This window comes from Caballeronia mineralivorans PML1(12), from assembly GCF_001028175.1.
Lineage (GTDB): Bacteria > Pseudomonadota > Gammaproteobacteria > Burkholderiales > Burkholderiaceae > Caballeronia > Caballeronia mineralivorans.
This window is the reverse complement of record NZ_AEJF01000323.1, coordinates 1-354: the sequence shown is the minus strand read 5'-3', so window position 1 is coordinate 354 and position 354 is coordinate 1. Positions and strand designations below refer to the sequence as shown.

At 68.1% G+C, this 354-nt stretch carries 1 pseudogene; it reads left to right on the top strand.

The annotated features are described in order from the left end of the window. Positions 1-354: pseudogene (locus EOS_RS42860) on the top strand (5-guanidino-2-oxopentanoate decarboxylase); the annotation flags it as partial.

Below are 354 nucleotides of genomic sequence, written 5' to 3'. Positions count from 1 at the left end.
GAGGCCGCCGCCGAATTGCGCGCGCTGGCTGAACGCCTGCAGGCGCCGGTGGCGCTGACGATCAATGCCAAGGGACTGCTGCCGCGCGGCCATGCGCTGTCGATAGGCTCGACCCAGTCGCTCGCCGTGACGCGCGCGCTGGTGCGTGAGGCCGATGTGGTGCTTGCGGTTGGCACCGAACTAGGCGAGACCGACTACGACGTGGTGTTCGACGACGGGTTCGCGATCGACGGCAAGCTGATCAGGGTCGACATCGACGCCCAGCAGGTCATGCGTAATTTCCGGCCTGATGTGGCGATTGCAGCCGACGCGAAGCTCGTGCTCGCCGCGCTGGACCACCGGCTCGCCACGCGC